Source organism: Streptomyces longispororuber (assembly GCF_024448165.1).
In the GTDB taxonomy this organism is placed as follows: Bacteria; Actinomycetota; Actinomycetes; order Streptomycetales; family Streptomycetaceae; genus Streptomyces; species Streptomyces longispororuber_A.
Genome location: NZ_JAMOLN010000341.1, coordinates 1 through 6,632, shown reverse-complemented (window position 1 = coordinate 6,632; position 6,632 = coordinate 1). Strand labels below are relative to the sequence as shown.

The following is a 6,632-nucleotide window of genomic DNA, read 5'->3' as shown; positions in this document are numbered from 1 at the left end:
GCCTGGGCGGGGGCGGTCGTCAGCAGCCCCGCGGCGACGGCGGCTGCCGCGGCCGCGGCGAAGGCCGAGGCGGAGGTGGCGGTGCGACTGGGGGCGCGGTGACGCAAAATGCCCTTCTTTCCTGGCAGGGGCGCGGATGATCAGGGTTCGACGTGCGACGGGAGTGAAGGGTTGTGTGGAGAGGGGAAGAAGTGACCCAACCCCCTATTCGGGCATTAGTTCGATGCATTGGCTAAGGTGGGACCCATGCTGCAGGGATCGCTCTTCGACCAGGACGACGAGACGGCACTCGGCCCGCTCGCCGGGCTGCGCCGCACCGTGCTCGGGGCCGGCGCCTGGATCGACGTGCTGCCGGGGTGGCTGCGCGGCGCCGACGAACTGTACGGGCACCTCGCCGACGGCGTCCCGTGGAAGGCCGAGCGGCGGCAGATGTACGAGCGGGTCGTCGACGTGCCGCGCCTGCTGAAGTTCTACGGGGCGGGGGAGGCGCTGCCGCACCCCGTGCTCGGCGAGGCCCGCGACGTGCTGTCCGCGCACTACGCCGAGGAACTGGGGGAGCCGTTCACCACGGCGGGGCTCTGCTTCTACCGGGACGGGCGGGACAGCGTCGCCTGGCACGGCGACCGGATCGGGCGCGGGGCGCGCGAGGACACGATGGTCGCGATCGTGTCGGTGGGCGCCCCGCGCGATCTGCTGCTGCGGCCGGTGGGCGGCGGGGAGACCGTGCGCCGGTCCCTCGGGCACGGCGACCTGATCGTGATGGGCGGCTCCTGCCAGCGGACCTGGGAGCACGCGATCCCCAAGTCGACGAAGGCGGCGGGGCCGCGGATCAGCGTGCAGTTCCGGCCACACGGGGTGCGCTGAGCGGGAGTTGACGGCATGTGCTCCGCTATCGCCGTTGGGTGTTCCACGGACCCCCGCAGTCCCTACAATCCGCCCTCATGTCCTGGCAGCACCCCCACGAAGGCGACGACCCGGTGATCCCCGAGGTCGTCTACGACCCGCAACAGGCCATCGGCGCGTACGACGGGTACGCCGATCCGGCCACGGTCCACGGATGGCGGGAATCGGCCACCGAGGCCCCGGCCGCCGCGTAGTTCACCAGGTTCACCTGGTTCACCTGCCGGTGCGCCGTACGGACCTGCCCGCCAGGACGTCCGTGCGGCGGCCGTCCTCGATGACGAACCGGCCGTCGATCAGCACGTGCGGAATGCCGACGGGCAGCGTCCGCGGAGCGTCGAACGTCGAGCCCGCCGCCACCGTGTCCGGGTCGAAGAGGACCAGGTCGGCGCGGTAGCCCTCGCGGACCAGGCCGCGGTCGGGCAGGCGCAGCCGGGCGGCGGGGCGGGAAGTGAGGTGCGCGACGGTCTCCTCCAGGGACATGACGCCCAGGTCGCGGGCGTAGTGGCCGAGGTAGTGCGGGAACGTGCCGTACGCGCGCGGGTGCGGCTTGAAGCCCTGGAGGATGCCGTCGCTGCCACCGGTGTGCACCGGGTGCTGCATGATCGCCCGGACGTTCTCCTCGTGGCCGACGTGCTGCAGGATCGACGAGCCCAGCCGGTCCGCGATCAGCAGACGGCGGGCGGTGACCCAGGGCGCCTCGCCGCGCTCGGCGGCGGCCTGCGCGATCGTCTTGCCGACGCAGGAGGCGAGACCGGGATCGGCGACGCCGGACACCTCGATCTTGTCCCACTCGATCGGCACGCCGTGACAGCCGTCCGCGCCGATCTCCTCGACGTGGTGGCGGATCCGCTCGGAGGTCCCGTCGTCCTTGAGCCGGGCGAGCGTCGCGTCCGGGCCGCCCTCGTTGGCCCAGCTCGGCAGCATCGCCACGAGCGTCGTCGCGCCCGGGGTGTACGGGTACGTGTCGAGGCTGATGTCGGCGCCGTCGGCGATGGCCTCGTCGAGGAGGGCGAGCAGGTCGACGCCCTTGCCCTTGTTCACGCCGAAGTTCATCGTCGCGTGCGCGAGGTGCAGGGCGCAGTCCGCGGTCCGGGTCAGCTCCACCATCTCCCGGTACGCGTCGAGCGCGCCGGCCCCGTAACTGCGGTGGTGGGGGCAGTAGTAGCCGCCGTACTCGGCCACGACCCGGCACAGCTCGGTGAGTTCGGCGTCCTTGGCGTACATGCCGGGGGTGTACGTCAGGCCCGACGACATGCCGACCGCGCCCTGCGCCAGACCCTCGGCGACCAGGCGCTTCATGTGGTCCAGCTCGGCGGGCGTCGCGTCGCGGTCGTCCCAGCCGACCGCGTACATCCGGACCGTGCCCTGGGGGATGAGGTAGGCGGCGTTGACCGCGATGCCGCGGTCGAGGCGGTCCAGGTACTCGCCCACCGTGCGCCAGTCGAAGTCGACGGAGGTGTCCTCGGGGCCGCCGCCGTTCCAGCCGGTGATCACCTGGCGGACCTGGGCCAGGGTGCGGTCGTCGACCGGGGCGTAGGACAGGCCGTCCTGGCCGAGGACTTCGAGGGTGACGCCCTGGGCGGCCTTCGCGCTGTGGTCCGGGTCGCGGAGCAGGGCGAGGTCGGAGTGGGCGTGCATGTCGATGAAACCGGGCGCGAGGGCGAGGCCGGTGCCGTCCACGGTGCGGGCCCCCGTGGGGTGGGGGCCCTCGCCCTCCCGGCGGATCTCGGCGATGCGGCCGTCCTCGATCGCCACGTCGGCCTGGAACGAGGCGCCGCCGGTGCCGTCGATCACGCGGGTGTTCTTGATGACCAGGTCCATGGGGGCCTCTCCTGTTCGGGGTGGTTCTGGGGGTGGGCGAGTGCGGGCCCGGTGGGAACTGCGCGACCAGCCCCCACCGGGGGCGCGCCTAGAAGAACGTCCGGACGTAGTCCACGACCGTGCCGTCCGCCTCGACCACCGGGATCAGCTGCCACTTGTCGAAGGAGGTGCAGGGGTGCGACAGCCCCATGCCGAGCCAGTCGCCCACCTCCAGGCCGGCCCCGGGCTCCGTGCGAACCCACCCGTGCTGATCGGAGAGTCCCGTCACGGTCACGCCGGAGGCGTCCCGGACCTCGCCGGAGCGCAGCTCACGCACGACCTGGGCCTCCGGCAGGTCCAGGTCGTACGCGGCGTCCCGCTTGCCCGCGTTCGTGAACGCCTGCTCGGGCGTCGGACGCGACACCACCTGTGCCCAGAGCCGGAAGGCGGGGTGCAGCGCGCCCTCCTCCGGGACCCGGTTGAACGGGGTGAGGTGCCGGTAGTGGCCGTCGTCGTGCGAGACGTACGCGCCGGAGCGGAGCAACTTCAGGACGGGGACGCTCAGTTCGGGGATGTCCGCGAACACGTCCGCCACCGCGTCGAACCACGCGGAGCCGCCCGCGCTCACCACGATCTCGTCGAGCCCCGCGAACCGGCCCGCCTTGTCGAAGTCCGCCGCGAGCGCGACCAGGCGGCGCAGCCAGGCGCGGACCCGGTCGCCGTCGGCCTGCGGCACCTCGCCCTCGTACCCGGCCACTCCGACGAGCCGCAGCGCCGTCGCCGAGGCCACCGCGTCCGCGACCGCCGCGCACTCGGCCTCCGTGCGGACACCGGTGCGCGCACCCTCGCCCGCGCCGAGCTCCACGACCACGTCGACGGGGCGGGACGCGCCGGCGGCGGTCAGCGCGGCCTCCATCAGCTCCACGCCGCGCACCGAGTCGACGTAGCAGACGAAGCGGAAGGACGGGTCGCCGGCGAGCTCTGCGGCCAGCCGGCGCAGCGCCGCGGCGTCGACGAGTTCGTTCGCCAGGAAGATCCGCTCGATCCCGAACTCCCGGGCCACGCGCACCTGGTGGGGGACGGCGAGGGTGATGCCCCACGCGCCGTGCTCGATCTGGCGCTGGAAGAGCTGCGGCGCCATCGACGTCTTGCCGTGCGGTGCGAACGCGAGGCCGTGCCGGGTGGCGTACGTCTCCATCAGGGCGAGGTTGTGCTCCAGGCGCTCCGCGGAGAGGGCGAGCACCGGGGTGGTGAAGCCGTCCGTGAAGAGGTTCAGGCGGCGGGCCGCGAGCTCGGCGACGGTCAGTCCGTCGGCCTCGGGCGGCAGACCCTTGAAGCGGAAGTCCACCCGCTCCTGCGCCAGGTCCTCGAGAGTCATGGAGCCTCCTCCAGGCGGGCGGTTGCAATATGTGCAACGGCCATTGCGTATGTCGCTTACTGCTGTCTAACATCCGAGCCAACGCCGGGTCAACGGAGCCGTTGGCCCTCAGCCGCGAGGAGGACACCCCACCGTGAGCAGCAGCGAACAGGCACCGACGGACGTCGTCGCGCTCGGCGAGTCCATGGTCACGTTCCTGCCCACCGTGGCGGGGCGCCTCGCCGACGTCCCCTCCTTCGATCGCGGCATCGGCGGAGCCGAGTCCAACGTGGCGTGCGTGCTCGCCGCCGCCGGACACCGGGCCCGCTGGGTCAGCCGGGTCGGCGCCGACGGCTTCGGCGACCACCTGGTGGAGGCGATCGGCGCGTACGGCGTCGACGTCTCCGGCGTGCGCCGCGACCCGGCCCGCCCCACCGGCATCTACTTCCGCACCGCGGGCGACCGGGCCGAGGCCGACCACGAGGTCGCCTACTACCGGGCGGGCTCCGCCGCCTCCGCCATGTCCGCCACGAACACGGACCTCGACGCCCTGCGCTCCGGCCGCGTCCTGCATCTGTCCGGCATCACCGCCGCGCTGTCCGAGGACTGCCTGGACCTGCTCCGTACGCTCATGGGGTCCGCCCCGACCGTCTCCTTCGACGTCAACCACCGCCCCGGCCTGTGGCGCACCCCGGACGACGCGCGCGTCCTGCTCGACCTGGCCCGCCGCGCCGACCTCGTCTTCGTCGGCGAGGACGAGGCCGAGGAGGCGTTCGGCGTCACCGGCGGCCCCGACGCGATCCGCGCCGCGCTGCCCGAGCCCGCCCTCCTCGTCGTGAAGCAGGGCGCGGCCGGTGCCGTCGCGTACGACCGCGAAGGACGCCACTTCGAGCCCGCGCCGCGCGTCGACGTCGTCGCCGCCGTCGGGGCCGGGGACGCCTTCGCCGCCGGGTTCCTCTCCGCCACCCTGCGCGACCTGCCGGTGGCCGCGCGGCTGCGCACCGGCCACCTGTGGGCCGCCGCCACCCTCACCGTCCCCGGCGACCTCACCGCCCCGCCGAGCCGCGCCCACGCCGACCGGCTGACCGCCCTCGACCCCACCGCGTGGGGGACACTGCACCTCGGCCCCGGCTGGACGACCGCAGCCGTTCATGAGGCCGCCGAGGAGGTACGTACGCCATGAGCCAGACCGTCGACCGCGCGCTCAGCATCCTGCCGCTGCTCGCCGAGGGACCCGCCGACCTGGGGCAGGTCGCCGACCGGCTCGGCGTCCACAAGTCCACGGCCCTGCGCCTGCTGCGCACCCTGCACGAGCACGGCCTGGTCTACCGCCAGTCCGACCAGCGCTACCGCCTCGGCGCCCGCCTCTTCGCGCTCGCCCAGGAAGCCGTCGAGAACCTCGACGTGCGCGAGATCGCCCACAGCCACCTCGTCGAGCTCAACGAGAAGGTCGGCCACACCGTTCACCTCGCCGTCTACGAGGAGAACGAGGTCCTCTACATCGACAAGGTCGAGAGCCGCTACCCGGTGCGGATGTACTCGCGCATCGGCAAGCCCGTCGCCATCACGGTCGCCGCCGTGGCGAAGCTGCTCCTCGCCGACCTGTCCGAGGCCGAGCGCCGCGCCATCGCGGAGAAGCTCGACTACCCCATGTACACGGCCCGTTCGACCCCCAACGCCCCCGCTTTCCTGCGGGAGCTGGAGAAGGTCCGCGAACAGGGCTGGGCCACCGACCTCGGTGGCCACGAGGAGTCCATCAACTGCGTCGGCGCCCCCATCAGGGGCGCGGACGGCCGCGTCGTCGCCGCCATGTCGGTCTCCGCGCCGAACGTCGTCGTCACCGCCGAGGAACTCCTCACCCTGCTCCCGCTGGTGCGCCGCACCGCGGACGCCATCAGCCGGGACTACTCCGGTACCGGTTCCACCGCCAACTCCCCCACGAAGGAAGCACGTTCACGATGACCGAGAAGATCGCCCTCACCCCCGCCACGCACACCACCCCGCCCGCGAAGTTCTCGCACGGCGTCAAGAAGGGCAACATCCTTCAGGTCGCAGGCCAGGTCGGCTTCCTCCCGGCCGTCGCGGGCCAGGCCCCCACCCCGGCCGGCCCCACCCTGCGCGAGCAGACCCTCCAGACCTTCGCCAACGTCAAGGCGATCCTCGAAGAGGGCGGCGCCACCTGGGACGACGTCATGATGATGCGCGTCTACCTGACGGACGTCGACCACTTCGCCGAGATGAACGCCATCTACAACGAGTACTTCGAGGAGCAGGGCCTCAAGGCCCCGGCCTCCGCCCGCACGACCGTCTACGTCGGTCTGCCCAAGGGCCTGCTCATCGAGATCGACGCGCTCGCCGTCCTGAGCTGAGCCCCGAGCCGAGCGGCTCACCCCTGTAGGACCCCGCACGCACGTCGTCACGGTGCGGCGCCGCACCACGCAGCGCCGCACCGCGATCCCCCCTGCCCGAAAGCCCCATGCTCTTACGAGGTCGACGATGTCCCCGTTCTCCCCCCTCGCGGCCGCCGCCCCGGCCGAGGCCGACCACGGGGTCGCCTACTACCGGGCGGGCG

Annotated in this window: 7 protein-coding genes; 5 read left to right on the top strand and 2 right to left on the bottom strand. The window is 72.8% G+C overall.

All coding sequences use genetic code 11. The features are described 5' to 3' along the window. Nucleotides 1–246: 246 nt before the first annotated feature. A complete protein-coding gene (locus M4J07_RS45975) occupies nt 247–864 on the top strand; it encodes an alpha-ketoglutarate-dependent dioxygenase AlkB (protein ID WP_255983007.1) in 618 nt (205 codons plus the stop codon). A gap of 77 nt (nt 865–941) precedes the next feature. Beyond that, nucleotides 942–1,097, top strand: coding sequence for a hypothetical protein (locus M4J07_RS45970; RefSeq protein ID WP_255983005.1), 156 nt, complete (start codon nt 942–944; stop codon nt 1,095–1,097). A 19-nt stretch (nt 1,098–1,116) separates the two neighbouring features. Here the strand turns inward: M4J07_RS45970 and M4J07_RS45965 are convergent, their stop codons facing one another. Both M4J07_RS45965 and M4J07_RS45960 read right to left on the bottom strand, forming a co-directional pair. Continuing rightward, nucleotides 1,117–2,724, bottom strand: coding sequence for an N-acyl-D-amino-acid deacylase family protein (locus M4J07_RS45965; RefSeq protein ID WP_255983003.1), 1,608 nt, complete (start codon nt 2,722–2,724; stop codon nt 1,117–1,119). Nucleotides 2,725–2,812: 88 nt separating this feature from the next. Next, on the bottom strand, nt 2,813–4,081 hold the full coding sequence (locus tag M4J07_RS45960) for an alanine racemase (RefSeq protein ID WP_255983001.1): 1,269 nt from the start codon (nt 4,079–4,081) through the stop codon (nt 2,813–2,815). Nucleotides 4,082–4,265: 184 nt separating this feature from the next. Here M4J07_RS45960 and M4J07_RS45955 point away from each other — a divergent pair, with 184 nt between their 5' ends. The 3 genes from M4J07_RS45955 to M4J07_RS45945 are packed head-to-tail and all read left to right on the top strand — an operon-like array spanning nt 4,266 to nt 6,429. Next, nucleotides 4,266–5,243: a sugar kinase gene (locus M4J07_RS45955; RefSeq protein WP_255983008.1), complete on the top strand. Its 978-nt coding sequence runs from the start codon at nt 4,266–4,268 to the stop codon at nt 5,241–5,243. After that, the gene (locus tag M4J07_RS45950) at nt 5,240–6,022 is read left to right on the top strand and encodes an IclR family transcriptional regulator (RefSeq protein WP_255982999.1); all 783 of its coding nucleotides are present in this window, start codon (nt 5,240–5,242) and stop codon (nt 6,020–6,022) included. Before M4J07_RS45955 ends, M4J07_RS45950 begins: the two co-directional genes overlap by 4 nt. After that, a complete protein-coding gene (locus M4J07_RS45945; protein WP_255982998.1) occupies nt 6,019–6,429 on the top strand; it encodes a RidA family protein in 411 nt (136 codons plus the stop codon). Before M4J07_RS45950 ends, M4J07_RS45945 begins: the two co-directional genes overlap by 4 nt. Nucleotides 6,430–6,632 lie beyond the last annotated feature (203 nt).